The sequence below is a fragment of the Pseudenhygromyxa sp. WMMC2535 genome, assembly GCF_011083025.2.
Genome location: NZ_JABJWV010000001.1, coordinates 6,425,412 through 6,449,201 on the forward strand (window position 1 = coordinate 6,425,412; position 23,790 = coordinate 6,449,201).

24 protein-coding genes are annotated in these 23,790 nt (G+C 71.0%); 10 read left to right on the forward strand and 14 right to left on the reverse strand.

The window, feature by feature from the left end; all coding sequences use genetic code 11:
• Positions 1-49: 49 nt before the first annotated feature.
• The 3 genes from G6O69_RS24940 to G6O69_RS24950 form a co-directional block, all read right to left on the reverse strand.
• Positions 50-1,180: a hypothetical protein gene (locus G6O69_RS24940; protein WP_172306008.1), complete on the reverse strand. Its 1,131-nt coding sequence runs from the start codon at positions 1,178-1,180 to the stop codon at positions 50-52.
• 74 nt (positions 1,181-1,254) lie between these two features.
• Positions 1,255-2,412, reverse strand: a complete 1,158-nt coding sequence (locus tag G6O69_RS24945; protein ID WP_172306009.1) for a hypothetical protein — start codon at positions 2,410-2,412, stop codon at positions 1,255-1,257.
• A 74-nt stretch (positions 2,413-2,486) separates the two neighbouring features.
• Positions 2,487-3,380, reverse strand: a complete 894-nt coding sequence (locus G6O69_RS24950; protein WP_176397074.1) for a hypothetical protein — start codon at positions 3,378-3,380, stop codon at positions 2,487-2,489.
• 268 nt (positions 3,381-3,648) lie between these two features.
• Here G6O69_RS24950 and G6O69_RS24955 point away from each other — a divergent pair, with 268 nt between their 5' ends.
• Entirely contained in the window at positions 3,649-4,431 is a 783-nt protein-coding gene (locus G6O69_RS24955; RefSeq protein WP_172306011.1) for a dienelactone hydrolase family protein, read from the forward strand.
• A gap of 27 nt (positions 4,432-4,458) precedes the next feature.
• Here the strand turns inward: G6O69_RS24955 and G6O69_RS24960 are convergent, their stop codons facing one another.
• Positions 4,459-6,006 carry a DNA polymerase Y family protein gene (locus tag G6O69_RS24960; protein WP_172306012.1) on the reverse strand — a complete coding sequence of 516 codons (1,548 nt, stop codon included), beginning with the start codon at positions 6,004-6,006 and terminating at the stop codon, positions 4,459-4,461.
• 142 nt (positions 6,007-6,148) lie between these two features.
• Between G6O69_RS24960 and G6O69_RS24965 the strand changes: the two genes are divergently transcribed.
• The gene (locus tag G6O69_RS24965) at positions 6,149-7,711 is read left to right on the forward strand and encodes a serine/threonine-protein kinase (protein WP_172306013.1); all 1,563 of its coding nucleotides are present in this window, start codon (positions 6,149-6,151) and stop codon (positions 7,709-7,711) included.
• 9 nt (positions 7,712-7,720) lie between these two features.
• On the opposite strand, the gene G6O69_RS24970 is transcribed toward G6O69_RS24965, so the two are convergent.
• The 5 genes from G6O69_RS24970 to G6O69_RS42340 form a co-directional block, all read right to left on the reverse strand.
• Complete coding sequence (locus G6O69_RS24970) at positions 7,721-8,602, reverse strand: hypothetical protein (protein WP_172306014.1); 882 nt, start codon at positions 8,600-8,602, stop codon at positions 7,721-7,723.
• Between the two features lie 7 nt (positions 8,603-8,609).
• Entirely contained in the window at positions 8,610-9,098 is a 489-nt protein-coding gene (locus G6O69_RS24975; protein ID WP_172306015.1) for a hypothetical protein, read from the reverse strand.
• A 354-nt stretch (positions 9,099-9,452) separates the two neighbouring features.
• On the reverse strand, positions 9,453-9,872 hold the full coding sequence (locus G6O69_RS24980; protein WP_172306016.1) for a hypothetical protein: 420 nt from the start codon (positions 9,870-9,872) through the stop codon (positions 9,453-9,455).
• A gap of 207 nt (positions 9,873-10,079) precedes the next feature.
• Complete coding sequence (locus tag G6O69_RS24985) at positions 10,080-12,167, reverse strand: prenyltransferase/squalene oxidase repeat-containing protein (protein WP_172306017.1); 2,088 nt, start codon at positions 12,165-12,167, stop codon at positions 10,080-10,082.
• Positions 12,168-12,178: 11 nt separating this feature from the next.
• Positions 12,179-13,135 carry a class I SAM-dependent methyltransferase gene (locus G6O69_RS42340; RefSeq protein ID WP_172306018.1) on the reverse strand — a complete coding sequence of 319 codons (957 nt, stop codon included), beginning with the start codon at positions 13,133-13,135 and terminating at the stop codon, positions 12,179-12,181.
• Positions 13,136-13,347: 212 nt separating this feature from the next.
• On the opposite strand from G6O69_RS42340, the gene G6O69_RS24995 reads away from it, so the two are divergent.
• The 5 genes from G6O69_RS24995 to G6O69_RS25015 all read left to right on the forward strand — a co-directional run bounded on the left by G6O69_RS24995 (position 13,348) and on the right by G6O69_RS25015 (position 16,826).
• Positions 13,348-14,208 (forward strand): hypothetical protein, encoded by an 861-nt coding sequence (locus tag G6O69_RS24995; protein ID WP_172306019.1) that lies wholly within the window; start codon positions 13,348-13,350, stop codon positions 14,206-14,208.
• A 22-nt stretch (positions 14,209-14,230) separates the two neighbouring features.
• Positions 14,231-14,743 carry a thioesterase family protein gene (locus G6O69_RS25000; RefSeq protein WP_172306020.1) on the forward strand — a complete coding sequence of 171 codons (513 nt, stop codon included), beginning with the start codon at positions 14,231-14,233 and terminating at the stop codon, positions 14,741-14,743.
• A complete protein-coding gene (locus G6O69_RS40565) occupies positions 14,740-15,354 on the forward strand; it encodes a pentapeptide repeat-containing protein (protein ID WP_217909909.1) in 615 nt (204 codons plus the stop codon). The genes G6O69_RS25000 and G6O69_RS40565 overlap by 4 nt, the downstream gene beginning before the upstream one ends.
• Positions 15,355-15,419: 65 nt before the next feature.
• Positions 15,420-16,022: a hypothetical protein gene (locus G6O69_RS25010; RefSeq protein ID WP_172306021.1), complete on the forward strand. Its 603-nt coding sequence runs from the start codon at positions 15,420-15,422 to the stop codon at positions 16,020-16,022.
• 87 nt (positions 16,023-16,109) lie between these two features.
• Entirely contained in the window at positions 16,110-16,826 is a 717-nt protein-coding gene (locus tag G6O69_RS25015; protein ID WP_176397075.1) for a hypothetical protein, read from the forward strand.
• A 43-nt stretch (positions 16,827-16,869) separates the two neighbouring features.
• Here G6O69_RS25015 and G6O69_RS25020 read toward each other — a convergent pair whose 3' ends face one another.
• Entirely contained in the window at positions 16,870-17,817 is a 948-nt protein-coding gene (locus tag G6O69_RS25020; protein WP_172306023.1) for a hypothetical protein, read from the reverse strand.
• Between the two features lie 442 nt (positions 17,818-18,259).
• Here G6O69_RS25020 and G6O69_RS25025 point away from each other — a divergent pair, with 442 nt between their 5' ends.
• The gene (locus tag G6O69_RS25025) at positions 18,260-18,412 is read left to right on the forward strand and encodes a hypothetical protein (protein WP_172306024.1); all 153 of its coding nucleotides are present in this window, start codon (positions 18,260-18,262) and stop codon (positions 18,410-18,412) included.
• 117 nt (positions 18,413-18,529) lie between these two features.
• Here the strand turns inward: G6O69_RS25025 and G6O69_RS25030 are convergent, their stop codons facing one another.
• The 4 genes from G6O69_RS25030 to G6O69_RS25045 form a co-directional block, all read right to left on the reverse strand.
• The gene (locus tag G6O69_RS25030) at positions 18,530-19,210 is read right to left on the reverse strand and encodes an RlmE family RNA methyltransferase (protein WP_172306025.1); all 681 of its coding nucleotides are present in this window, start codon (positions 19,208-19,210) and stop codon (positions 18,530-18,532) included.
• Between the two features lie 119 nt (positions 19,211-19,329).
• Positions 19,330-20,001: a 50S ribosomal protein L3 gene (rplC, locus tag G6O69_RS25035; protein ID WP_172306026.1), complete on the reverse strand. Its 672-nt coding sequence runs from the start codon at positions 19,999-20,001 to the stop codon at positions 19,330-19,332.
• Between the two features lie 130 nt (positions 20,002-20,131).
• Positions 20,132-20,956: a TatD family hydrolase gene (locus G6O69_RS25040; RefSeq protein ID WP_172306027.1), complete on the reverse strand. Its 825-nt coding sequence runs from the start codon at positions 20,954-20,956 to the stop codon at positions 20,132-20,134.
• Positions 20,956-22,206: a hypothetical protein gene (locus G6O69_RS25045; RefSeq protein ID WP_172306028.1), complete on the reverse strand. Its 1,251-nt coding sequence runs from the start codon at positions 22,204-22,206 to the stop codon at positions 20,956-20,958. Before G6O69_RS25045 ends, G6O69_RS25040 begins: the two co-directional genes overlap by 1 nt.
• 134 nt (positions 22,207-22,340) lie before the next feature.
• On the opposite strand from G6O69_RS25045, the gene G6O69_RS25050 reads away from it, so the two are divergent.
• Positions 22,341-22,784, forward strand: a complete 444-nt coding sequence (locus G6O69_RS25050; RefSeq protein WP_172306029.1) for a CBS domain-containing protein — start codon at positions 22,341-22,343, stop codon at positions 22,782-22,784.
• Between the two features lie 325 nt (positions 22,785-23,109).
• Positions 23,110-23,787, forward strand: coding sequence for a hypothetical protein (locus tag G6O69_RS25055; RefSeq protein ID WP_172306030.1), 678 nt, complete (start codon positions 23,110-23,112; stop codon positions 23,785-23,787).
• The last annotated feature ends 3 nt before the right edge of the window (positions 23,788-23,790 follow it).

Sequence of the window (23,790 nt, forward strand, 5' to 3'; positions counted from 1 at the left end):
GCGCGCGCACGGCCGGCACAGCGCCGCGGCCGTGCGCGTGTTTTTTGATTCAAGGTGAGCGGGCCATGTCCGCGTAGGCGTGACACAGCTCGAGCTCGCCGACGACGACCCGGCAGGCGAGCTCGGCTCGGCGGCTGAACTGGGCGTCGAGGATGACCTGCTCGCGGAGGGTCTCGCCGGCCTCGCTGCCGTCGGGCCAGTAGGTGGGGGTGCCTGGTGGGATCTGCCAGAGGATCGCGGTGGCGCTGGTGCCGAAGCCCCCGCGGCCCGTGCCGCTGAGGCCGAGCCCGCCGATGACGCCCGAGACGTTGTCGGCTCGGGGGACAGGCTTGGACCCGCGGAGGTCGAGCTGGATGCAGGCGTTGGCGAAGCGCCAGATCGCCGCGTCGGGGTCGCCGTCGACGGGGAGCCACGCGACGGGATCGAAAAGCGGGTAGTGGAAGCTGTCGATGTTCAGCGCGTCGCCATCGAGGCGTAGGTCGCTCGGGCGCACGAAGCTCGAGGTGAAGGCGTTGCCCTGGGGGGCCGCCGCGAGCCCGAGCTGGATGTCCTCGGGCCAGCTCGGGGCGAGGGCCTCGGGGGGGACGGACAAGCCGCGCTCGAAGCCCCAGCCGCTCACGCCGAGCTCTCCGTCGACCTCGAGCACGGGGACGCCGACGCCGAGGACGACGCCGCTTTGATCGTCGAAGCGCTGCTCGACCTCGCGGCGGGTGACCAGGGTGAGGTCGGCCCGGCGAACCCAGGCGTGCAGCCGGTAGGTCTGGAGCACCCAGTCGACGTGGCCCGAGCCGTAGCCGGGGAGGCAGCTCGGGGCGCGATCTTCCAAGTCGAGGCTCTCGACGGCGATGAACTCTCCGGCGTCCTCGCGCACGCGCCAGGGCAGCAGCTGCGCGCTCGTGAGATCGAGGCGGCCGTCGGCGCTGTCGGTCCTGGGCTGGCTGAGGAGGGTGGTGTTGCTGGCCAGGGCCACGCGGCCGGTGGCGGTGAGGGCTCGGGCTGTGTCGAGCGAGGGCGGGGCGGGTTCGGGCTGGGAGGCTGGTGCCGGCGCGGCTGGCTCGGGCGCGGGAGGGGACTCGCTGGGGAGCTCGATGTCTGCCGAGGGTCGGCAGGCGAGCTGTGTGGCCAAGGTGAGGCCGATGCCGATGCCGATGCCGATGCGCGCTGCGTGCCGGTGCTTCACCCGGATATCCAAACACAGGGCCCCGAAAAATGCATCGCGAATGAGCGATGGGGCTGGACCCGGCCGCGGCGAGCTCAGGGGACGTGGACCAGATCCGACTGGGCGTGGCAAATCTCGAGCTGCGCCACGAGGGGGAGGCAGGCGAGCTCACCTCGGCGGGTGAGGTTGGTGTCGAGGACGATCTGCTTGCGCAGGGACTCGCCCGCGTCGCTGCCGTCGGGCCAGTAGGCGGGGGTATTGGCGGGGATCTGCCAGTGGTCCTGGTGCCCGCTGCCGCTGCCGCTGCCGTAGCCGCCACCGCCACCGCCCGCGCCCAGGCCGGCTTGGGCGACGATGGTGGGCTTGGGCCCGAGGAGCTCGAGCTGGATGCAGCTGTCTGCAAAGTACCAGATGCTCGCGTTGGGATCCTCGGCCACGGCGCCCCAACCATCGACCTCGCGCAGCGGGAAGTCGAGGTCGTCGAGGCGCAGGGGGACGCCGTCGAGGAGCAAGATGTCGGGGTGCTCGTAGTCGACGTCGTTGCTGGTGACCGGCGTCGGGGAGGAGAGCCCGGGGGCGAGGTCCTCGGGCCAGCTCAGCGCGAGGCCGTCGAGGGGGATGGGCAGGCTGCGCGCGAAGCCGTGGTAGTCGACGCCGACGTCGACGCCGACGCCGTCGTCACCGTCACCGTCACCGTGGCCCGACTCGAGCACGGGCATGACGGCGCCGAGCACCACCCCGCTTCCGTCCGCGAAGCGCAGCTCGAGCTCGCGGCTGGTCACGAGCTGGAGCGCCGAGCGCTCGACCCAGGCTCGCAGGCGATAGCGGTCCATGGCCGCGTCCACGCGGTAGTCGATGTCGTCTCGGACGAAGCAGCTCGGGGGACGCTCGGCGTGGGGGAGGCTCTCGATGGCGACGAAGGCCCCGGCGTCCTCGTGGACCCGCCAGGGCATCAGGTACGCGTGCTTCGATGAGAGCCGGCCGAGCTCGGCCGCTCGTTCGGATCGAGTGAAGAGCGAGGCGTCGATGGACAGGGCCACGCGCCCGTCGAGGGGGGCCGCTCGGATGGCGTCGAGGGCCGAGCCAGCGTTGTCCTCGCTGGGCGGCTCGTCGATCTCGGAGGTGTCCGGCGCCTCGGCGTCTGCGCTGGTCTCGGTGGGCAGCTCGAGGGTCGCAGAAGGCCGATGGCAGGCGCCGAGGGTGGCGCAGAGGAGGGGGGCGATGATGTGGCGTTGGGGCGGGCGAGGCTTCATCTCGGGTGGGGGATCATGGCAAATCCTCGTTTCGGTCATATTCGATGTTGGTGAGTGGGGGCGTGAGGATGACCTCAAAGGCCGAGTTCCTCGTGCAAGCGCTTGCGAGTTTTCTCGGCGTCGCTGCTGCTGAAGTTGCTGCAGCGAGCGTCGATCTCGAAGCAGGCTGACTTGCTCCCGAGCTTGACCTGGTAGGTGATGTGCTCGGCGATGTGGTCCTTGGCCGCGTAGACCATCACCCTGATCTGGACCTTCGAGTTGCCATTGAGGCAGCCCTCGATGGCCGCCATATGGGTGTTGGCGGCGTAGCTCGCGGCGACGAGGTTACTTGGGTGGGTCGGGCCGCCGAGCGAGTCCGCGATCAGGTGACACCACTCGGCGCTGACTTTTGGGTCGTCGCTGTAGTCGGGGTAGCCGGCGTGCTTCCAGGCCGGATAGTTGCCTTTTTTCTCGTAATGCGTGGCCATGACGCTCCCGGTCGACTGAGGGCGTCCGAGCGCGCCGCTGACCTGGAACCAGCGGGTCGTCATCTTCAGGGGATAGGTCTTCGAGCGGCTCTGTGAGCGCGCGCCACTTTGATAATCGAGCAGCGTGTAGCGCATCTTGATGTTGTAGGGGCGCCCGGACAGGTACTCGGCGTCGTCGGGGTTTTGGATGTCGAGGAGCTCGGCGTAGAGCGTCTGTTTGTAGCTTCGGTGCAGATAGCTGAGGTCGAAGGGCTCGTTGAAAGACTCCAGCTCTCGCTTGATGATCCGCCTCTTCAGCGAAGGAAACCTCTCGAGCGTGGCCCGGGCGGACTCGATGTCTTTCCTCATCTTGCGCCGGTTCTTTTGGATCCCCGAGCGCCGCAGCAGCGATCGTCGCCCGACCATGTCGGACCACTCGACATACTTGGCGATCGGCCTGCTCTTGTGGGGCTTTCCGCACTTCCTCACCGCGCCGCCACAGCTGCAACGAACCGTGAGCACTGGCGTGGAAACGCGGGTGGTCCAGGTTCGTTTGCACTTTACACAAACCCATTTTTGCCACATTGATCGAACCTTCTCTCTCCTCGCTGATTTCCGAGGGCGTGTCAATTTCGAGCTGGAGATCGCCGGTTCCCGGCGCCGCCCAGCGAGCTTGGAAGTGGGCACGCGAAGGCGTCGCGCCGCGGACAGTGAGGAGGGAGCGTTTGCCACGCCCGCGAGCGTGCGCGGGCTCGCTGGTCATTTTTGGCGATGATGCGATGATGCGCGGATGCCCTACGCAGACTTCGACGCGCGCGAGTACGAATTCGACGGCCTGCGTCGGACCGTGTTCGAGTCCGGGGAGGGCCCCGCGGTGATCGTGATCCACGAGGCGCCCGGACTGCACCCCGGGGTCGCAGCCTTCGCCCGCCGCGTGCGAGCGCGCGGCTTTCGGGTCTACATGCCCTCGCTCATCGGGGAGCCTGGACGCCCGGCGAGCCTGGGCTACTCGCTGGGGACCCTGGCGCGGGCCTGCGTGGTGCGGGAGTTCACGGTGTTCGCCACGGGCAAGGCCAGCCCGATCACCACGTGGCTGCGCAGCCTGGCTCGCCACGCCCACGAGGTCTGTGGCGGCCCGGGGGTCGGGGCCGTGGGCATGTGCCTCAGCGGGGGCTTTGCCCTGGCGATGATGAGCGACGCGCGGATGATCGCGCCGGTGCTCAGCCAGCCCTCGCTGCCCTTTGGGATCACGGCGGCGCAAAAGCGTGACCTCGGGGTGGACGCGCAGACTCTGGCGACGATCCGCGAGCGCGCCGCGGACGGGGTCTGCGTGCTCGGCCTGCGCTTCACCGAGGACTTCATGGTCCCGCCCGAGCGCTTTGCGAGGCTGCGCGAGGTCCTCGGCGACAACTTCATCGCCGTCGAGATCGACTCGTCGCCGGGCAACCCCCACGGGATCCCGCGCACGGCTCACTCGGTGCTCGCCCTCGACTTCGTCGAGGATCCCGAGCACCCGACCTGGGCGGCCATGGAGAAGGTGCTGGACTTCTACGACGAGCGGCTCAAGGTCTGAGTCGCGCGCGAGCGGGCCTGAGCCAGTTCAGGCCAGCCAGCCGTGCAGGTACCAGCGCCTGCGCGGACGGTCGTAGAACACCCACAGGATCTCGGCCTCGCCCTCGCGCCCATCAATCTCGGCGTAGTAGTACTCGCGCTCGACCTGGCGCACCCACCACCCGCCGCTGGCGCGAAAGGGGCCCTGCATGCGCGCGATGACGCCGAGGCTGGGGTCGAGGCGCTCGCCCGGGCGCAGGGCTTCGTCGGTGGCGGCGAGGCGGCGCGGGCGGGGGAGCAAGCGGCGGACGCGGGGCGGGAGCTCGCCGTCGACTTGCATGCGCTGGGGATCGGGGTAGGCGAGGCGGGTCAGGGGGGTCCAGCAAAAGCGGGCCTCGGGCAGGTGGGCGGGGGCGAGGGCGGCGACGCTGACGGACTCGGGGCCAAAGAGCGCGCGCAGCCGGGCGAGGGCGCGCTCGCCAGCCTCGAGGTCGCGCTTTTGCTGGGCGCGGAACAAGGCGATCTGGCGCGGGTCGCTGCGCTGGCCTTCGAGCTCGAGGGTGAAGGTCTCGACGCCGGCGGGCAGGCCCGCGCCGATCGCCTCGAGGCGCAGGCGCAGCAGCTCGAGCAGCTGCATGGCGTCGAGGGTGGGCGCCGCGGGCTCGAGCAGGTGCGCTTGGCCGTCGGCGTGGTCGAGCTCGAGGGTCAGGCGCAGGCGCGACATGGCGGCGCCGCGATCGGCGAGCCGGCGAAGCAGGCCCTCGAGCGCCGGCTTGATCCGAAAGAGCAGGCGCTCGAGCTTCTCTTCTGGCGGGTCGAGCTGGACGTGGTCGCGGATCGGGTCGACGAAGGCTCGCGGCTGCATCGGCGCCCAGTCGTCGTCGCCCCCGCGGGCGTGCAGGCGCTGGGCTTCGACGCCAAAGCGGGCGCGCAGCTCGGCCCGGGGCAGGGCCATGAATTCGCCGAGGGTGTGCACGCCGAGGCCGGCGAGCTCGTCGCGCAGCGTGGGCGAGAAGCCGAGGCGATCCAGGGGCACGCCCGCGGCCAGGCGAGCCTCGCGGCGGGGATCCGCGAGCACGTAGACGCTGGGCTCGAGGGCGGGGCGCGAGCGGGCGATGGCCTGGCAGCGGAAGCGATGAAAGCCGACGACGACGGCGGCGAGCAGCCCCTGCTGGCTCAGGGCCGCGGACACGCTCTCGGCCCACTGCTCGAGGTCGCCCCACAGCAAGCACATGCCCGAGGGGTCGACCCACAGCGTGCCGGGCTCGTTTTGCTGCGGCTCGACCCGCGGGGAGAAGCCCGAGAGCAGGGAGAAGAGCGCGTCGATGGCCGCGCTGATCTGCGCCTCGGGGACCACGCTGGCGCGCAGCTGCGGGGCGAGGCTGCGCGCCGCGGCCAGGCGCATGCCCGGGAGCACCCGCAGGGCGCGGGCGTGCTCGTTGACCCACAGCAGCTTGGCCTGGGGTCGATCGGCTTCGACCACGGCGACCGGGAGCGCGCGCCACTGCGGCTGCTCGCGCAAGAGCAGCTGCAAGGGGAGCGCCGGCAGCTCGACGCAGGCCACTCGCTCGCGGTCTTCGGGCGCCTCTGGGGCCACGCCGCGAGGATACTGAACAAGTGACTCGTGATCGAGAGAAGCGTCAGTCAGGGGCGAGCAGAACGCCAGAACGGGCGTTTGCTACGGGGTCGGGGCACACAGCGGAGCCCGCGAAGCTGAACTATGCTCGCTCTCGCGGACCATGTCCGACTCGCGCAAGACCAAGATCGGCTACGAGGGGATGCGGGGCGGTACGGAGCCGCCAGCTTCGCTTCCGCCTGGCTTCGAGCCGAGCGCCGAGGCTGGCGAGGGCTCGCACGCGGGCAAGAAAGACGGGCACGACCCCGACCTGCTCGGCGGCTGCTACCAGCTGCTCCGGCCACTGGGTGCCGGGGGCATGAGCGAGGTCTACCTCGCTCGCCACGAGCGCATCGGCAAGCAGGTAGCGATCAAGGTCCTCGCTGACAAGCACCGCGGCAAGGCCGTGCTCGTCGAGCGCTTCTTGCTCGAGGCCCGGGCGACGGCCCAGGTCGATCACCCCAACGTGATCGACATCAGCGACTTCGGCGAGACCCCCCAGGGCGCGCCCTACTTCGTGATGGAGTATCTCGAGGGCGAGAGCCTCGGCGAGACGCTCCGGCGCGAGGGGCCGCTGCCCTGGCCGCGGGTCGCCCACTTCCTGCTTCAGATCGCCGAGGGCCTGGCCGCGGCCCACGATCTCGGCGTGGTCCACCGCGACCTCAAGCCGGACAATTGCATCCGCGTGAGCGCCGAGGGGGATCCCGACTTCATCAAGATCATCGACTTTGGCGTGGCCAAGCTGCTGGGCGAGCAGGCCACCGAGAGCGGGCGGCTGACCAAGACGGGGATCGTGGTCGGGACGCCGGAGTACGTGGCCCCGGAGCAGGCCCAGGGTCAGGAGGTCGACCACCGCGTCGACATCTACGCCCTGGGCGTGCTGATGACCGAGCTGCTCACGGGTAAGCTGCCCTTCACCGGCGAGAGCTACGTCGAGGTGCTCATGGCCCAGAGCTACGATCCGGCGCCGCGCTTCGCCGAGCTCGCGCCGAGCGTCGAGGTCCCCGACGGGGTCGAGGCCATCGCCCGCAAGGCGCTGCAAAAGCAGCCGGATCACCGCTTCGAGAGCATGGCGGCGTTCGCCGAGGCGATCGTCGGCCTCGGCGTGGGCCGGCGGCTGCGGACCATGGACGACGACGCGGCCGGGCGCCCGGAGGTGGTCAGCCCGATGCGCTTCGCCGACCAGGCGGCCAAGAAGGCGGCGCGCTGGCGGTGGATCGGGCCGCTGCTCGCGGGGGTCGGCCTGCTGGCGCTGGGTGCGTCGCTGACCCTGGTCTGGCGCGCGGGCGATGAGCCGAAGGCGGACCAGGCCCAGGCCTCGCCGCCGCGAGAGGAGGCGGCCGCGACCGAGCTCGGGAGCGTCGCCGCGTCACCGCAGCTCGGCCCGGTCTCGGTGATCATCGAGACCAACGTCGAGGCGGAGATCATCGATCCCGAGACGGGCGCCTCCCTGGGCTGGACCAACGCGCCGGAGGGCTTCGAGCTGGCCAGGGGCAAGCAGCCGATCCCGCTGCGTCTGGTCGCCGAGGGCTACGCGGACTACGACTTTCAGCTCGTGCCCAGCGGGGATCGTCGCTTTCGCCACGAGCTCGAGCGCGTCGACGACGAGGCGAGCAAGCGCCAACGCAAGCCGCGGATAAAAGAGCACGAGCAGCTCAAGAATCCCTTTGGCGCAGGTCGCCCCTAGGGGCTGGGTTCAGCGCTCGGGGCAGGCGAGAGCGAGGCCGTCGACGCTGCGCAGGGGGAGGTCGAGGTCGACGTGGAGCTGGGCGCCCGCGGGCGTCTCGGCGCCGCCGACCGCGATGACCAGGGCGCTGGCGAGGTGCTGGCGCGCCGAGGGTCCGGCCTTGCGCGGGCCGGGGTGATCTTGCTCGGCGAGCACCGGGAAGCGACGCTCGACGCGGGCGCCAGGCTCGAGGCGGGCCAGCACCTCGGTGTCGAGCGAGGTGCTCCCGGGCTTGCCGTAGCAGCCCTCGTAGTGCACGCGCATGCCGAGGTCCTCGAGGGCGAAGGGCAGCGGGTTTTCGAATTCGACGACGAGCTCCTGGCCCTCACGGCGGATCGAGAGCTCGTCGAGGGGGCGCACGCTGGCGACGCTGAAGTGCTCGAGGTCCAGGCGCGTGCCGTGGTCGACCAGGAAGCCCCGCGGTCCCGCGACCCAGTCGCTGCGCATCTGCATGTTCTGGCAGATGCGCTCGGGGCCGTCGGCGGGCGGGAGCTCCTGGGGGACGAGGGCGTCGGCGGAACCGCGCGCGAGCACCGGGCGGTCGAGGAGGGCCGCGAGCGGGTCACCCTCGAGCTCGTCGGTGGGCGTCCAGCCCAAGGTGGGGCGCAGCGCGGTCCAGCGGTCCTCGCTACCTTCGATGCAGACCCCGGTCTGGCCGACGACGGCCAGGAAGTAGTCGGCCGCGGTGTCCTGGGCGTCAGCCTGGGGCTTTGTCTGGCTGTCTTTCGGCTGTTCTAGGCTGGAGGGATCGGGGCTGGAGGGATCGGGGCTGGATAGCTCGCTAGTCTCGCCGCCCGTGCAGGCGCAGGCCATCGAGATAAGGAGCGCGGAGTCGAGGGCGCGGTGGCGCATGGGGGGATCATAGACCGCCAAAGACCCCGCTCGAGTAGGCCTGGAGCTTTTGGTCGACGGCCTGGAGATCGAGGCCCGCGCGGCCGAGCGCCCGCAAGCTGGAGCTCAGGTGCGCGGCCTCGAGGCCCAGCTTGGCCGCGGCCCCGAGCAGCTGGTCGGGGGTGAAGACCGTGGCGTCGGCCCCCAGCCAGCGCAGGGCCATGCCCAGCTCGCGGCCGCCCTTGTCCTCTGCGAGCACGGCGACGGGGGCCTGGTGATGGATGGCGTCGGCGAGCTGGCCACGCTGGGTCACGTTCAGGCCGCTGCCCGCGTGCGCGTGGAGGAGCACGGGACGCTTGATTCGGCGCAGGCGAGCCAGGAGGGAGGCCCAGGCGCGGCCGTGTAGCTCGGTTCCGCGCAAGACGATGATGGTTGCCTCGAAGTCGCTCGCCCAGGCCAGCTCACTGTCGAACTGATCGGTCATGAACACGTAGCGATGCGACAAGTGATTCACCATGCTCGTGCACGGAGCAACTCGCGTACCAATCGGCGCGCGCTCGACTTTCGTCGTGTATGGCGAGGAACGAGGGTTGCGGGGTGGGTTGCGGGGCTGGGCCGGGAGGGCGAGATGGCGCGGCACGGGGCGGCGTGGCGAAACGCCTGAGGCTCGACTCTTCACTCCTTGTATTCGAGGTAATGGGAGGTTGTTCATATTTGGGGGCCAAAGCGCTGGACCCAGGGCTGAAGTGAAGTGAACGGGGGGTCGCGCCAAAACGAAGAAGACCTCCACTGGTGGAGGTCTTCTTTTCGGATGGCCGGGGAGGGGGAGGGGCGAGGGGGAGGGGCGAGGGGGAGGAGCGAGGGGGCGAGCTCAGGCCGCGGCGCCGTCGAGGCCCGCCAGGGCGGCCTTCACCTTGTTGAGGTCGACGCCCAAAAAGCTGGCCGCGCGCCGGAGCTCGCGCGGCTCGAAGTGCTCGGCCTCGACGCCCAGCCAGCGCAGGGCCGTGGCCTCGCTGTGCTTTTGCGACCCCCTGGAGACGAGCGAGACGCGGGTCGAGCCGAGGGCCTCGGCGAGCTCTTCTCGGGCGCGGGCGTCGAGCTGGGTGCCGTCGCTCAGGCGGAGCAGGAGCGGGCGATTGGCGCGGCGAATGCGGTCCAGAAAGAGGCGCCAGGCCGCGCCGGTGGGCTGACCTTCGCTGAGATAGGCGACCGTCGACTCGAGGGTGCCGGCCCAAGCGATCCCGACTGGAGCCAGGGCGCGTCCTCGACGTGCATACGAAGGATCGACCATAGGTGTTGGTTCAGCAACATCCGTGCCGGTGCGCCATCGCGCATGACTCGTGAACTTTGAGTCATTGTGATCGCATCGACCACAATAAAGGTCGTGTAGCAAACCTCCAAAATCTCCAAAATGAGCTTTTGGTGGGTAATGGCGACTTGCCGCGATCAGGGACCTTGGGGCGGCGCGCCCCAAGGTCACCTGGCACGCAGGGCTCGCTCACTGCCCGAGCCAGCGCGCGAGGGCCCAGGTCGGGAAAGCGAGCTTGTAGAGGCGATAGTCGAGGACGGCGGTGTTGAAGAACACCCCGATGGCCGCGTCGTGTGGCCAGCCGCCCTCGGGGAGCTGGCGCTCGAGGAGAAAGGCCACGCCGCGCTCGATGGCCTCGTGGCCACGCTCTGGGGCGGCCTGCATCAAGGTGAGCACGGCCCAGGCGGTCTGGACCACGCGGCTGGGCTCGTCGGGATCGAGATCGCGCTCGCGCTGCTCCAAGACCCCCTCGTAGCGCTCGCCCCAGCCGCCGTCTTCGCGCTGACGCGAGATCAAGAAGCGAGCCGCGCGGCGGATCGCCACGTGCTCACGATCGAGGCCCGCGGCGAGCAGGCCGGACACGGCGAAGAACGTCCCGTAGGTGTAGTTGACCCCCCAAAAGCCTGGCCAGGCGCCAGTCCCGGGCTCCTGGGCGGCGAGCAAGAAGCGGACCCCGGCCTCGATGGCATCGTGGACGCGGGCGTGGAGGGCCCCGGGCATGCGCGCGCCGAGGGCGTCGCGGGCGACGGCGAGGCCGCGCACGCAGCTGGCCGTGCACTCCACGTAGGAGTACTCGAGCATGCAGTTGCCGTACATCTCGGCGGGGTTGAAGCGGCGCAGGGCCATGGACCCGCGCCGGGACTCGTAGGAGCCAAAGCCGCCGTCGTCGTTTTGGCGCTGGAGCACGAACTCGACGGCGGCGATGCGCATGTCGGCGCCGAGGCGGGCGTCGTCATCGTCCCAACCCCGGGCGCCCGCGTGGATCAGGGCCTCGAGGGCCTCGGCGGTGCAGTCGCTGACCGGCCAGGGATGGTGCTCGTTGGCGAAGCCCCAGCCGCCGCGGGCCGGGTCGCGATAGTGCTGGCGGCCGCCGGGGATGTCGGCGCGCAGCTGGGCCGTGGGCAGCCAGGCGGTGGCGCGGCCGACGAGCTGCGCGGCCGCGTCGAGCTCGGGGCCCTCGCACAGCGCCTGGATCACGAAGCTCGTGTCCCAGATGTCCGAGCGCGCGCCGCAGATCCGCAGGCCCTCCTCTTCGTCCTCCCAAAACCAGTACTCGATGCCGGCGAGGGCACGATCGAGCTCGGGGTAGGAGGGGTCGCGCGACCAGGTCGCGAGGCAAAAGAGCATGCCGTTGACCGGGCTGAGGCAGACCCAGTCGGTGCTGCGAAATTCGTATTGGATGTGCTCCCAGGCGCGATCGAGGGCGCGGCGGCGGATCGGCCCGGGGACGGCCTTGGCGAGCACCCGGGCGCCGGAGAAGACCCACTGCAAGGCGGCGCCGACGGGCTCGTAGAGGTCGGTCGGGGCGATCTCGTCGCGGGTCGCGGCGAAACGCTCGGGGTCCCAGCCCTCGGGGTAGAGCTCGTCGCGCAGGGCGTCGAGCAGGGGGCTTCGCTTGGCCTGGACGTGGGCGCCCCACAGATAAGAAAGGCCGAGGTAGATCAGCCGCATGTGGCAGTAGAGCCGCCGCGGGTGCATGGGCGACTCGTCGGGCAACAGCCACAGCTCGGGGAGCAGCGGCTGGACCTGCTCCCAGGGGTAGAGGCCGAGCAGGGCGAGCCACGCCCGGCCCCAGGTGGGCGAGTGGTAGGGGCCGCCGTGGGCGTGGATCCACGCGAGGGCGTCGGCGAGCAGGGGATCGTTGGGGTCCTCGCCGATCAGCCGCAGGGCGACGTAGCCCAGCAAGGTGTGAAAGAGCCACGACTCGTACTTGCCGGCCAGGCCGCCGGGGAGGGGGGATCCGGGGAGGGCGTGGGGCCCGGGCTCCTGGCTCGGGGGGAGGTCCGGGTGCATGCCCCAGCCGCCGTCGACCTTGCGCTGGAGCTCGAGGCTGCGGCGGATCCGGGCCTTGCGGTCGGCGGGGATCTCCCGACCGACGACGTGCATGCAGATCACGTACTGGCAGATCAGCATGGGGTTCCAGATCGCCTCGCCAGCCCACGCGCCCTTGTCTTGCTGGGCGGCGTCGAGGGCGTCGAGGGCCCGGCGATAGCCGTCGAGGACGGCGTCGCGGTCGAGAGAGGGCGGGGCGTCTGGGATGGGCTGGGCGTGGGTCACGAGAGGAGCTCCTACTCGGCGTTGGTGTCGCTGATCGCCTCGTCGCTGGTCGCGGCGGCGTCGTCGTCGCTGGGTGCGTCGTCTTCGACGCCAGCGTCGATGTCGGTGTCGACGTCGGTCGGGCCGTCGGTGGCCGCGGCGTCTGGCTCGGGGGGCGGCTCGGCGGCGGCTTGATCTTCGACGCGGCCGAGGATCAAAAAGTACTGGTACTCCAGAAAGTCGTGGTCCTCGAGGACCACGAAGCCGGCCTGCGAGAGCTCGCGCAGGGCCAGCTCCTTGGGCACGCGCTGCTTGGGCTTGGGGCAGCCGAGGCTGCGCGGGCAGTCGGCCTCGGTCCGCCAGTCGATCACCGCCAGGCGCCCGCGCGGGCGCAGGGCAGTGTGCACGGCCGTGAAGTAGGCGACGCGCTCCTGCAAGAAGGAGTAGGTGTTCGAGATGAACACCAGATCGACGCTCTCCTTGGGCAGCAGCGGGTGCTCGTAGACCGCGAGGCGGGTCTCGATGTTGGGCGTGCCCCAGTCGTCGCGGTGCGTCTCGATGTGGGTCTTGAAGTCGGCGTCGACGTCGACGGCGTAGGTCGTGCCGGCCGAGGCGGCGTGGGCGAGGCGCCGGGTGAAGTAGCCCGAGCCCGCGCCGATGTCGGCGACGTCCATGGTCTTGGCGACCGCGAGGGCGTCGACCACTTGCCCGGGCTTGGCCCAGGCGTCGCGCTCGGGCTCCTCGAAGCGGGCGAGGGCCTCTTCCTTGTCGCCGTAGTGCTGCGGCGGGTGGCTCTCGCTCTGATCCTTGCAGGCGCTCGCGCTCGCCAGGCCGAGGGTGCTCAGCAGGCCGAGCAAGGCGGGCAGGGTCATCGAGCGCCGGCCGCGGCCGCGGTCGTGGTCGCCGTGACGGTCGCGGGGGATCGGGTGACCCTCGCTGGCACGCGCCGCTCGCAGGGATCGTCGACGGGCTTGGATGAGCGTGGGCACGGGGCCACCATAGACACCCGCGAGGGGCCGTGAAAAGGGTGGGGGCCGGGGAGGGCGCTCGCCTTGCGAGGCGGGTCACTGCGCGGGGCTGACGCAGTGACGTTTTGTGCGAGGCGGGCTGGACGAGGCGTGCGGGCGAGGATTTGGGGGTTAGCGCCCGGGCTGGCGCCGCGCTCGTCGCCGGCTCGCTTTGGCTTTACACTCCCCCGACCTTGGGCCAGCCCGAAGCGACAGCCACCGCGGCACAGGACCACTGCGCCCGCTGCGGAGCGGCCTTCGAGGGCCCCGAAGACCGCCGCGCTCAGCTGCGCGCGCCGGACATCTGCCGGGCCTGCCACCTGGATCCTCGCGCCCGCGCGCTGCCCCTGGAGGCCAACCGCGGCGAGGGTTGGCTGGGTCGCTGCGCGCGGACCTTGGTCCAGCTGATCGTCTCGCCGAGCGCGAGCTTCCGCGTGGTCGACGAGCCCGTCGATCACACCCGCGTGCTGGGCTTTTTGGCCACGCTGCGCCTGCCGCTGTGGCTGATCGCGCTCGCCCTGGCCTGGGCGCAATGGTTCTTCGACGATGTCCCCGGCCCGCTCGCGCGGCCCAGCGTGATCGGTGAGATCATCGGGGCTCAGTTCGCCGACGTCCTGCGCCTGTGGCTGCTGCTGCTCGTGCCCATCGGCCTGCCGACGCTCTACTTCTTCGGCGGGATCTTGGCCCACATCGGCCTGGCCCTGACCGGCGGCGCGCGGCGTTCGATCGGCGCGAGCATGCGGGCCTACGGCCTGGCCCTCGCGCCCTCGCTGCTGCTCGTCGGCGTCCTCGACGTGCTGACGGTCGGGCTCGGGGTGCCGCCGGAGGTCTGGGTGTTCTGCGTGGGCGCGGCCGTGCTCTTGGCCATGGTCTTGCTCAGCGTGGCCCTGGCCCGGACCCACGTGACCTCGCTGATCCGCGGGGTGCTCGTGGCCCTGCTGCCGGCGCTGCTCTTCGCGGCGCTGCTCACCGGCCGCGGCCTGCTCGAGTACTACCGGCTGCCCTTCATGGAGGCGCCGGAGATCGAGAGCTACGCGCCCTACCCGATCTACTGAGCCGCGCGCTACCATCGGCGCGATGGTCGATCACGTCGCGCCCCCGCCCGGCTTCGCAGCCCCAGACGCCCTGGTCGCGCCCGTCAGCATGCGCCAGCCCGTGGCCTGGGGAGAGCTCGACGCCCTCGGTCACGTCAACCACACCATCTATCTGCGGTGGTTCGAGAACGTCCGCTTCGCCTGGTTCGAGCGCGTCGGGGTGGCGGCCCTGATGCACGAGAGCCGCGCCGAGGGGGGCGCCGGCGTCGGCCCGATCCTCGCGCGGGTCAGCTGCGACTACCGGGCGCCGGTCGCCTTCCCCGATCACATCTGGGTCAGCGCCGCCTGCGTCGCGCTGGGGGGCAGCAGCATGCGCCTGCGCAGCCGGGTGTGGTCCGAGGCGCGGGCCGAGCTCGTCGCCGAGGGCGAGGTGGTGATCGTGATGGTCGACTACGACGCCGGCGGGCGCTCGCTCGCCGTGCCCGAGACGATCCGCGCGGCGATCCGCGCCCTCGACGGGGACGGCCTGGTCGAGCGCGGGCAGGCCGACACGTGAGCAGCCGCGTCTCGAGTCTGGCCCTGGGTCTGGCCTGGATGTCGGCGGTGGCCTGTGAGGGCGGCCGCGAGCCCGCGCCCCAGGCCCGCGACCCCGGCCCGGTGCAGCAAGAGCCCCTGGACAGCGGTGACCTGCGTGGCCGCGACCTGCGTGCCGTCGCGCTCGGCTCCATGCGCCTCGAGGGCGTGCGCATGGACAAGGCGGACCTGCGCGGGGTCGAGCTCGGCGGCCTGAGCCTCGAGCGCGCGCGCCTCGATCACGCCAGGACCGAGGGCCTGGGCCTGCGGGGGGCTCACGCCCGCGGGGCGAGCATGCGCTGGCTGGATCTGCGCGAGGCGGACCTGCGCGAGGCGGACCTGCGCGAGGCGGATCTACGCGGGACGAGCTTCGTGGGCGCGCGCCTCGAGGGCGCGCGCATGGACGGGGCGGACCTGCGCGGGGCGGACCTGCGCGGGGTCGATCTCCAGGGCGTGACGCTCTCCGAGGTGGACCTGCGGGGGAGCCAGGCGGACGCGGGCACGCGCTGGCCACCGGGCTTCGACGAGCCGCTGCTGCGCGGCGTGGTCGTCGACGGTGAGGCGGCGAAGGATCGGGCGCTGGGCGAGCGCTGAGCCGGCTCGCTGGGACCGCGCGCGCGGTGGTGCCGGTCCGCGCGCGGAGGTCGTACACTGCGGCAGTGCGATCCTCCCTGCCCGCGCCCGCGCTGCTCGCGATCCTGACCTGCGCCGGCGCTGTGGGCTGCGCGGGCGCGTCGAGGCAGGCCTCGGCCCTCGACGCGCGCCTCGACGAGCTCGAGCGCGAGGAGGTGCGTCGGCAGGCGCGGCTGGAGGACCTCGGGGAGGCCATCACCAGCGCGGAGGACAAGCTCGCGCTGGCCCGCGCCGAGGCCCGGCAGGCCGAGTGCAGGGCGGCGCGGATCGTCGCCGAGGCCGAGTTCGCCGAGCAGCGCGCGCGCTGTGGCCTCGAGCTCTCGCGCTTCGAGGCCTGCGCGGCCAAGAACGACGCGAGCACCAGCAAAAAGGCGCTCGGCGGCTGCGGCCTGGGGATCCTCGCGGGGGTGGCCACCGGCGGCGCCCTGGCCCCGCTGGCCCTGGCCGGCTGCGCGGGCGGCTACCTGGCGGGCAGGGCCACGCAGGGCGAGTGCGGCGAGGCTCCGACCTGCCACCAGAGCCTCCAGACCGAGCAGCAGCAGCTCCGCGTCGAGGTCTCGCGCCTGTCCGCCTGCGAGCGCGGTGACCTCGAGCTCGAGCTCGATATGGCGACGACGCCGGAGGACTGAGAGTCTGTGAATTTTTCCCGCACGACGCCATGCACGCCTGAGGACCCCGATGCCGGTGTGCGGGAAAAAATCACAGACTCCGAGCGCGTGCGTGGGTCGAAGCGTCACAGGCTCGCGCCGAGCCCGAGGGCGGCCCGCGTCGGGTTGTGGTGCTGCGCCGTGTCGTGGGGCTGCGCGGGGCTGTGGGGCTGCGCGGGGCTGTGGGGCTGCGCGGGCCGGGGCGCGGCCAGTGCCGAGGCCGACGCGCAGGCGCGCATGGACGCGCTCGCGGCCGCGGCAGCGGACGACGACGCGACCTTGGCGGGCTACGAGGGGCGGGTCGCCGACCTCCACGTCCAGCTCGACGCGCTCGCGGCCACGTGGTCGCAGGCAGGCGCTGCGCTCGAGGACGCGGCCGCGAGCCTCGAGCGCGCGCGGCAGACCCACGCCGAGGCCTCGGACGTCTATCGGGCGGCGGTCGAGGACTACCAGCGCGCCGAGACCAACTACCGCCTGGCCGCGGCGAGCCTGGTCCTGGCTGCGTCTTCGGACAAGGCCCTGCGCACCCTCTGCGACGGCAAGATGAGCCGCGCCGAGGTCCGCCGTTACTGGAAGAAGATGGGCGTGAAGCTCGACGGCAAGGACGCGGACCACATCTGGCCCAAGAGCCGCGGCGGGGCGGATCACCTGTGGAACTTCCAGGCTCTCGAGGCCCGGATCAACCGCTCGATCGGCAACCGCCTGGGCTGGAAGCTGGTCAACCAGCCGCTGGGGCTGCTGCAGGGCGCGGCGGTCTCGGCCCTGGTCTCGCTGCGCTGCCGCTGAGGGAGCGCCCGCCCTCGTTTCAGCCCCCGTTTCAGCCCCCGTTTCAGATAGGACCGCGGCCGATGATCCGCTCACCCACGCGCTCGCGGATGTCGTCGATCTCGCCCGCGTCGAGGCTGAGCTCCGCGCCGACGAAGCCGTCGACGATCCCGACCCGCGCCCGCTCGCGCAGCTCGTGCTCGATGCCGTAGCTGTCGAGGCGCTCCGCGAGGCCGATGAGCCCCGCGATCACCAGCTCGCGCAGCGTCGCCAGGGAGGCGATGTCGGCGGCGCCAAAGCTCATGCGAGCGAGGAGGCCGTCGTCGAAGTTGGCGCTCAAGGTGACGCTGGTCGCCTCGCGGGACCAGGCCTCGGGCAGCGCGCGGCGATCCTCGCTCGACAGCGCCGCGGCGAGCCACAGCTGCTCGCTGCGATCGACCCGGGCGAGCTCGGTGGCCAGGCTCGGCGGTAGGGCGGGGGCCCTGGCGCCGGCGATGAGCGCGTCGGTCTGGGCGATGAAGGTGTCGCCGCGTGCCCAGACCAAGGTGAAGGGGTTGACGATCCAGGCGCGCGAGCCGTCGCCGAACTCGAGGACGTCGCCGCAGGTGCTGGCGCTGCGTGTCCACGGGGCCTGGCCGTCGGCGCGGGCGCGCAGCTCGTCGGCGAGGCAGGCCAAGGTCTCGTCCTCGCCGAGGCCGCGGCCCTGAACGATCACCGCGCGGCCGTCTCCAGGATCGCGGGCGAGAGCGAGGGCGTAGGTCCGCTCGAGGCGGAGGCCGCAGTCGTCGATGATCTCCAGGGCCTCGGCGAGCTGTAGATCTGCGCGCAGAGCAGGCAGGAGCGCGCGGCCGATGGCGGTCTTGGCGAAGGCGTCGACGTCGAGGCCGATCGCGCTCGACGCGCCATCGGGCAGCCACGTGGCGAGGTCGGCCGGTGGCTCGGTGCAAGCCGCCGCTGGCGGGGCGCTGGGTTGGGCCCAGAGGACGGCAAAGAACAGACCTGAGAGCACCATGGGCGAGTCTACGCGGCCGAGGCTGGGTGTTCTACATGTCTCCGGCGTGGGTCACGCGAGGTGGAATTCCAGTGTGTCTGAAATCCCCAGTGGGTGCGCCTCGGTGAAATTCCAGCGTGGCTAAAATCTACGAAGTGCCAAATAAGGGTAATGAGGACACTGGTTTGAGCGAAAGGACAGCACCGATTTGGGCTTTGGATCAGCTGGAGAAGGCGCCTCTCCACACAAAATTGCTCGTGGGTGATGAAATTCGATGGTTCCGGACGTACCGAGGGCCACAAACCATGCTCAGGGATGGGGTTTTGGCGCATCCATTCTCATCGAAAAAAATTCGATGAGACTGTTGATCGAAGCCGGGGTCATCGGTACAGTAGAGTCGTAATCGGGAAACGCCAAGAGGCTGACCCACCCCCTCGCACCACACCACGGAAGGTCAAAGACAATGCACTTCATCGCCGACATGCTGTTCCGCCGCTCCACCGCCCGCGCCCGCCGGACCCGCGACATGGACGCGCCAGCCCCTCGCTCGCGCACCAAGTCGGGCCGCTCGCCCCGAGCTCGCCTGCGCGAAGACGCCTTTTCGATGCTCACCTGAGCACCGCGCTAGCGGACGGTGTCGAGGCTCATGGACGAGCCCGGTGCCCAGGCAGCCAGGAAGACATCCAAGAGAGCCCGTCCCCATCCAGGGGGCGGGCTTTTTTGTGGCGCCCGCTCAGCCCTCGCTGGGCTCGGAGGCGTCGGCGTGGGGGTGTTGGGCCGAGCTCTGCTCGCGGGCCTGGACGATCGACGCTCGCAGCCCGCGACCCACGATGTACTGCTCGCGGCTCTGCTTGCGGGTGTGCTTGCAGCGATAGGCCCGACCCTGCTGGAAGGTCTGCTCGACGGCGCGGATCAGCTCGGGGAAGCGGCCGCCCTGGAAGACCTTGGCGCAGAAGTGGCCGCCGGTGCGCAGGGTCGCCGTGGCGATCTCGAGCGCGCGCAGGAGCAGGTCCTCGCTGGCCGGGATGTCGTAGTCCTTGTTGCCCGTGGTGTTCGGCGCCATGTCGCTGATCACCAGATCGAAGGGGCCAAAGCGTTCGCGCATGCGATCGAGCTTGAGCTTGTAGACGTCGCCGACGAAGGTCTGGACCGTGCTCGGCAAGGCGATCTCGACCTCCGCGAGGTCGACCCCGATCAGGCTGGCCTCGGGCCCGGCCTTCTCGGCGGCGTACTGTAGCCACGAGCCCGGCCAGCAGCCCAGGTCGAGCACCCGCATGCCCGGCTTGATCAGTCGAAAGCGCTGGTCGATCTCCTGGAGCTTGTAGATGGCTCGGCCGGCGTAGTTCTCCCGCTTCGCCCGGAGGTAGTCCGGGTCGTGGCGGTTTCGCTTGTCGCCGAGGCCCTTGCGTGCCATCGGGACAGCTTAGTACCCGGACAGGGAGTCTGGAAGGGCTTCGAAACGAAGCGAGCCCGCCCTCCGAGTGGAGGTGCGGGCTCGCCGGGCCTGCTGGAGCAGGCCTGCATCGAGCGGGCTCAGCCTTGGCTGTGCTTGTTGCGGATCGCCGACTTGATCGACGCGCGGACCTGAACGTAGCCGTTCTTGCCGCCGGGGACCGAGCCACGCACGAGGATCAGGCCCTTCTCGGGCAGGACCTTCGCAACCTTGAGGTTCTGCGTGGTCACGGTCTCGTTGCCCATCTGGCCGGGCATGCGCTTACCGGGGATGACGCGACCGGGGGTCAGGCGGCAGCCGATCGAGCCGCCGTGGCGGTAGACCTCGTGCTGACCGTGGGTGCGCTTCTCGCCGCGCATGCCGTGGCGCTTCATGACGCCCTGGTAGCCCTTACCCTTGCTGGTGCCGGTGACGTCGACCATGGCGCCGGCTTCGAAGATATCCACGGGGATCTCGCTGCCGACCTCGTACTTGGACGCGGTCTCGGCATCGACGCGGAACTCCTTGAGCTTGCGGCGGGGAGCGACGTCGGCCTTCTTGAACTGGCCGAGCTTGGGCTTGCTCAAGCGGCTGGGCTTTTGCTCGTCGAAGGCGAGCTGCAAAGCGGTGTAGCCGTCGCGCGCTTCGGTGCGCTGCGCGGTGACGACGTTGCCCTTGGCGAGCAGGACAGTGACGGGCACGCGGGTGCCGTCTTCTTCGTAGAACTCGGTCATGCCGAGCTTCTTGGCAAGCAGTCCCATCTGGCGGTTCATGGGTGCCTCCTTCTTTCTTGGCACTTGCGCACGTCGCGGGATTGCGAGAGGTGACAGGGGTGCCGGGGACGGGGACGGGGATGATGGGGGAGCGGGGGAGCCAGGCCAAGGTGCTGGGCCGTGATGGCGCTCACTGGCTCTGGGCGGGCGTGGGCAGGCCAAAGAGCGCGCGGGTGTTCGCGGCGGCCGCGGCGGCGAGGGCCTCGGGCGCCTCACCGCGCTCGGTGGCCAGCCGCGCGCAGGTGAAGGCCACGTTGGCGGGCTCGTTCTTGCGCCCGCGCATGGGCTCCGGCGCCAGATAGGGCGCGTCGGTCTCGAGCATGATGCGCTCGCGGGGCACGAGCTTGGCGGCCTCGCGCAGCTCGGCCGCCTTCTTGAAGGTGGAGATGCCCGAAAAGGAGATGTGCCAGCCCAGGCTCAGCCAGCGCTCGGCCTCGGCCGGGGTGCCCGTGAAGCAGTGCACCACGCCCGGGGCCTCGGCGCGCGCGGGGTGCTCGGCGAGCACCGCCCAGGCGTCCTCGTGGGCGTCGCGGATGTGCAGCACGAGCGGCTTTTGCAGGCGCCGGGCGAGGTCGGCCTGGCGGCCAAAGGCCTCGAGCTGCGCCGCCCGGGGCGAGAAGTCGTAGTGGTAGTCGAGGCCGGTCTCGCCGAGGGCGACGACCTTGGGGTGCGCGGCGTGGGCCTCGATCTCGGCGAGCAGCGCGGCGTCGAGCAGGCGGGCGTCGTGGGGGTGCACGCCGACGCTGGCGAACACCTGCTCGTTGGCGGCGGCGATGGCCACGGCCGGGGCCATGGTCTGGGGGCTGCACCCGATGTGCACGACCTGGACGACCCCGGCCGCGCGCGCCCGGGCCAAGGTCGCGTCGAGGTCCGCCGCCATCGGCTCGTAGTCGAGGTGGCAGTGGCTGTCGATCAGTCCGGGGATGTGCGGGGGCTGCTTGGGCTTGCGGGCCATCAGGGGAGCTCTTCTCGGTATTCGGCGACCTCGGGGAAGCGGGCCTGGAGGTCCGCGAAGGGGTCGCCCAGGTCGCGGCATTGGAGCACCTGCTCGAGCGCGGCCGTGGTCGTGTAGTCGATGATCTCGCCGGCGATCGCCGCGTCGAGGAAGGCGGGGTCGCAGTCGAAGAGCGCCCCCGCGAGCTCGGCTCCGCAGACGCCAGCGTCGACGGCGATCTCGAGGATGTTCTGGCCGTCCGCGTTTTTCAAGGCGCAGATGTCCGAGAAGGCCAGGTGCCCGGCGTCGGCGATGCCCACGAAGCGCTTGGGCGCGGGGGACTCGGCGTAGGCGTCGAGGCTGCTCTCGTAGGGCACCACGCCGTCGGTGAGGGCCGCGAGCAGCAAGGTGGACGCGAGCGTGGCGCTCTCGCTCACGGCCTGGGCCGCGGCCATGGGGATCGCCACCTGTACGCCGGGCCTGCCCGTCTGGAGCGCGGCGGCGTTGCCCCCCGCGCTGTGGCCGACGATGGCCACGCGCTCGAGGTCGAGGTGGCCGTCGAGGAAGGCGAGGGGGCCGCTCGGGGCCGCGAGGGCCGCGAGCAGCGTGTCCGTGTCGCCGCCGAGATCCTGGGCCGGCGGGCTGCCGCCGCAGACGGCCGACAACAGATCGGCGAGCCACAGCCCGGGGTGGTCCGCGCTCACGACCACGAAGCCGCGGCTGGCCCAGTGAGTCATCTGGGTCAGCGACTGGCTGCGCCAGGCCGCGGTCCCGTGGATGAACACGATCACGGGGTAGGGCCCGCGCTCGGCGTCGATGGGCAGGTCGTCGACGCAGGCGCAGCTCTGGGCAGGCGCGAGCTCGTCGCTGATCTTGGCCTGCTCCGAGGGCGGCAGGGCCTCGCGGATGTCGTAGGTCTTGGCTGGCGCGCCGAGCTCGCTGCCCAAGGCGGCGGGATACCAGATCTCCGTGCTCAGGCCGGAGACCTCCGAGGTCAGCGCGCCCACGGGCCACGGTCCGCGCGCGGCGGGGTCGTCGGGGAGCGCGAGGAAGCTGGCGCCCGCGCAGCCTTCGAAGGTCTGCGGCGCGCCCTCGGTGGTCTCGCCAGCGGTGTCGTCGGCGGTCTCGCCAGCGGTCTCGGCGGTCTCGCTGGCGGTCTCGGTGGTCTCGGTGGCCTCGCCGGCGGTCTCGCCCGCGCAGCCCGATCCCGCGCAGCTCAGGGTGAGGGCGGCGAGCAGCGTGGCGGACAGCGGTCGGGCGAGGGGAGCCATGGTCGGCGAAAGTAATGCACGCTCGCCCTGCTCGGGAAAGGGCGAAGCGAGAGCCGGGCGCAGCGGCCCCTGGAGGCGCAAAGAGGCGGAACTTAGCGCTTGGGACGGGCTCCCCGCCGTGCTACTCGGGGCCCATGAGTGTCGAGGCGATCATGACCAAAGAGGTGCTCAGCGTGAGCCCGGAGACCACCGTGCGCGAGGCGGTGCGTCTGCTCGAGGACAGCGACGTCCGCCACCTCCCCGTCGTCGAGGGTGGGTGCGAGCTCGTGGGCATCGTCAGTGATCGCGACCTGCGCGAGTATCGGATCCCCGTGATGTTGGAGATCGAGCGCCTCGACGAGGAGGACCGCGCCCGCGCCGACCGCATCTTGGACACCCCGGTCAGCGAGGCGATGAACACGGACATCGTGGCCGTCGACAGCAGCGAGAGCATCGACTCGGTGATCGCGGCGATGATCGAGTATCGCGTGGGTGCCGTCCCGGTCGTGGATCGCGACAGCGACGAGCTCGTCGGCATCGTCAGCTACATCGACGTGCTCCGCTACGCCCGCGAGATCCTCGAAGAAGGCGACGAGTAGCCCGCGCCGCGGGTCCGGCTCGGCCGCCGAGCTGGACCCGAAGACCTCGCGGTCCCAAATCTCCACGGTCAGCATTTCCGTGACCTCGGGGTCGTGAATTACGCTTGGGGTTAGGTCGATTTTTTCCGTTGCCAAGCGACAAAAACGGCATAGGGTGCCTGATTGGCCCGAATGTGGTCGGATCCTGGAGGAATCGCGTTCGTATGGGCGCTAGCGCCCGAGTGCTCGCCGCGCATGGCGGCGCTGCTGCCAGGTGGCGGTGGGCAGTTCACGCAATGTAAGTCGAGTGCCATATGGCACGGGAGTTGCTCCGAGCCTCCGCAGCATGCTCGAAGCCAAAGGACTCGACGGCATCGACCTTCCCCCCGTCGGCACCCTCGACACCATCGACCTGGCTGTCGCCCTCTATGTGCTCGCGCCGCCCCTCGACGGCGAGCCGATCCGCGAACGAGCCAAGAGCATCGAGCAAGAGCTGAGCCTGACGCGGGCGTTGTTGGCGGACCTCGGGGAGGACTTCGACGTGGTCGCCGAGCGCGAGGTGGTCGAGATCGAGCGGCGGACGGAGGGGCTGTGGACGCGGATCTTCGAGCGCCTGCGGGCGAGCCGGTCGGCGCTCTTCGACGAGCTCTTCCCGCCCATGAGCCGCTTCATGCGGCCGAGCTTCGGGGAGCAGGCCGCGCTCCTCTCGGAGATCCTGGTCCGCTGCGAGGGGCGCGACGGCCAGGCCGCGAGCCCCGCGGAGCTGATCGGCCCCGAGCTGCTCGCGGCCCTGCGCGCGTGGGCCCCCGCCTACGCGGCGCTGGTCTCCAGCGAGCTGTGGACCCTGCGCGGCGGCCGGGAGCTCCAGGCCCGCAGGGCTCGGCTGCGCCGGGTGATCGGGCGCTACACGAGCTCGGTCAACAGCGCCGCGCGGCCGGAGCAGCCCGAGCGCCTGGCCATGGTGCGCGCGGGCCTCGAGCCGCTCGACGAGCTGCGGGCGCGGATCGACGCTGGCGAGCTCTGAGCC

Bases quoted from the DNA above. Each gene is read 5' to 3' on its own strand.
- G6O69_RS24955 (WP_172306011.1), top strand. From the start codon at position 3,649: ATGCCCTACGCAGACTTCGACGCGCGCGAGTACGAATTCGACGGCCTG.
- G6O69_RS24970 (WP_172306014.1), bottom strand. From the start codon at position 8,602: ATGCGCCACCGCGCCCTCGACTCCGCGCTCCTTATCTCGATGGCCTGC.
- G6O69_RS24975 (WP_172306015.1), bottom strand. From the start codon at position 9,098: ATGGTGAATCACTTGTCGCATCGCTACGTGTTCATGACCGATCAGTTC.
- G6O69_RS25055 (WP_172306030.1), top strand. From the start codon at position 23,110: ATGCTCGAAGCCAAAGGACTCGACGGCATCGACCTTCCCCCCGTCGGC.
- G6O69_RS25040 (WP_172306027.1), bottom strand. From the start codon at position 20,956: ATGGCCCGCAAGCCCAAGCAGCCCCCGCACATCCCCGGACTGATCGAC.
- G6O69_RS24980 (WP_172306016.1), bottom strand. From the start codon at position 9,872: ATGGTCGATCCTTCGTATGCACGTCGAGGACGCGCCCTGGCTCCAGTC.
- G6O69_RS25030 (WP_172306025.1), bottom strand. From the start codon at position 19,210: ATGGCACGCAAGGGCCTCGGCGACAAGCGAAACCGCCACGACCCGGAC.
- G6O69_RS25000 (WP_172306020.1), top strand. From the start codon at position 14,231: ATGGTCGATCACGTCGCGCCCCCGCCCGGCTTCGCAGCCCCAGACGCC.
- G6O69_RS24945 (WP_172306009.1), bottom strand. From the start codon at position 2,412: ATGAAGCCTCGCCCGCCCCAACGCCACATCATCGCCCCCCTCCTCTGC.
- G6O69_RS25025 (WP_172306024.1), top strand. From the start codon at position 18,260: ATGCACTTCATCGCCGACATGCTGTTCCGCCGCTCCACCGCCCGCGCC.
- G6O69_RS24965 (WP_172306013.1), top strand. From the start codon at position 6,149: ATGTCCGACTCGCGCAAGACCAAGATCGGCTACGAGGGGATGCGGGGC.
- G6O69_RS25045 (WP_172306028.1), bottom strand. From the start codon at position 22,206: ATGGCTCCCCTCGCCCGACCGCTGTCCGCCACGCTGCTCGCCGCCCTC.
- G6O69_RS25020 (WP_172306023.1), bottom strand. From the start codon at position 17,817: ATGGTGCTCTCAGGTCTGTTCTTTGCCGTCCTCTGGGCCCAACCCAGC.
- G6O69_RS25050 (WP_172306029.1), top strand. From the start codon at position 22,341: ATGAGTGTCGAGGCGATCATGACCAAAGAGGTGCTCAGCGTGAGCCCG.
- rplC (WP_172306026.1), bottom strand. From the start codon at position 20,001: ATGAACCGCCAGATGGGACTGCTTGCCAAGAAGCTCGGCATGACCGAG.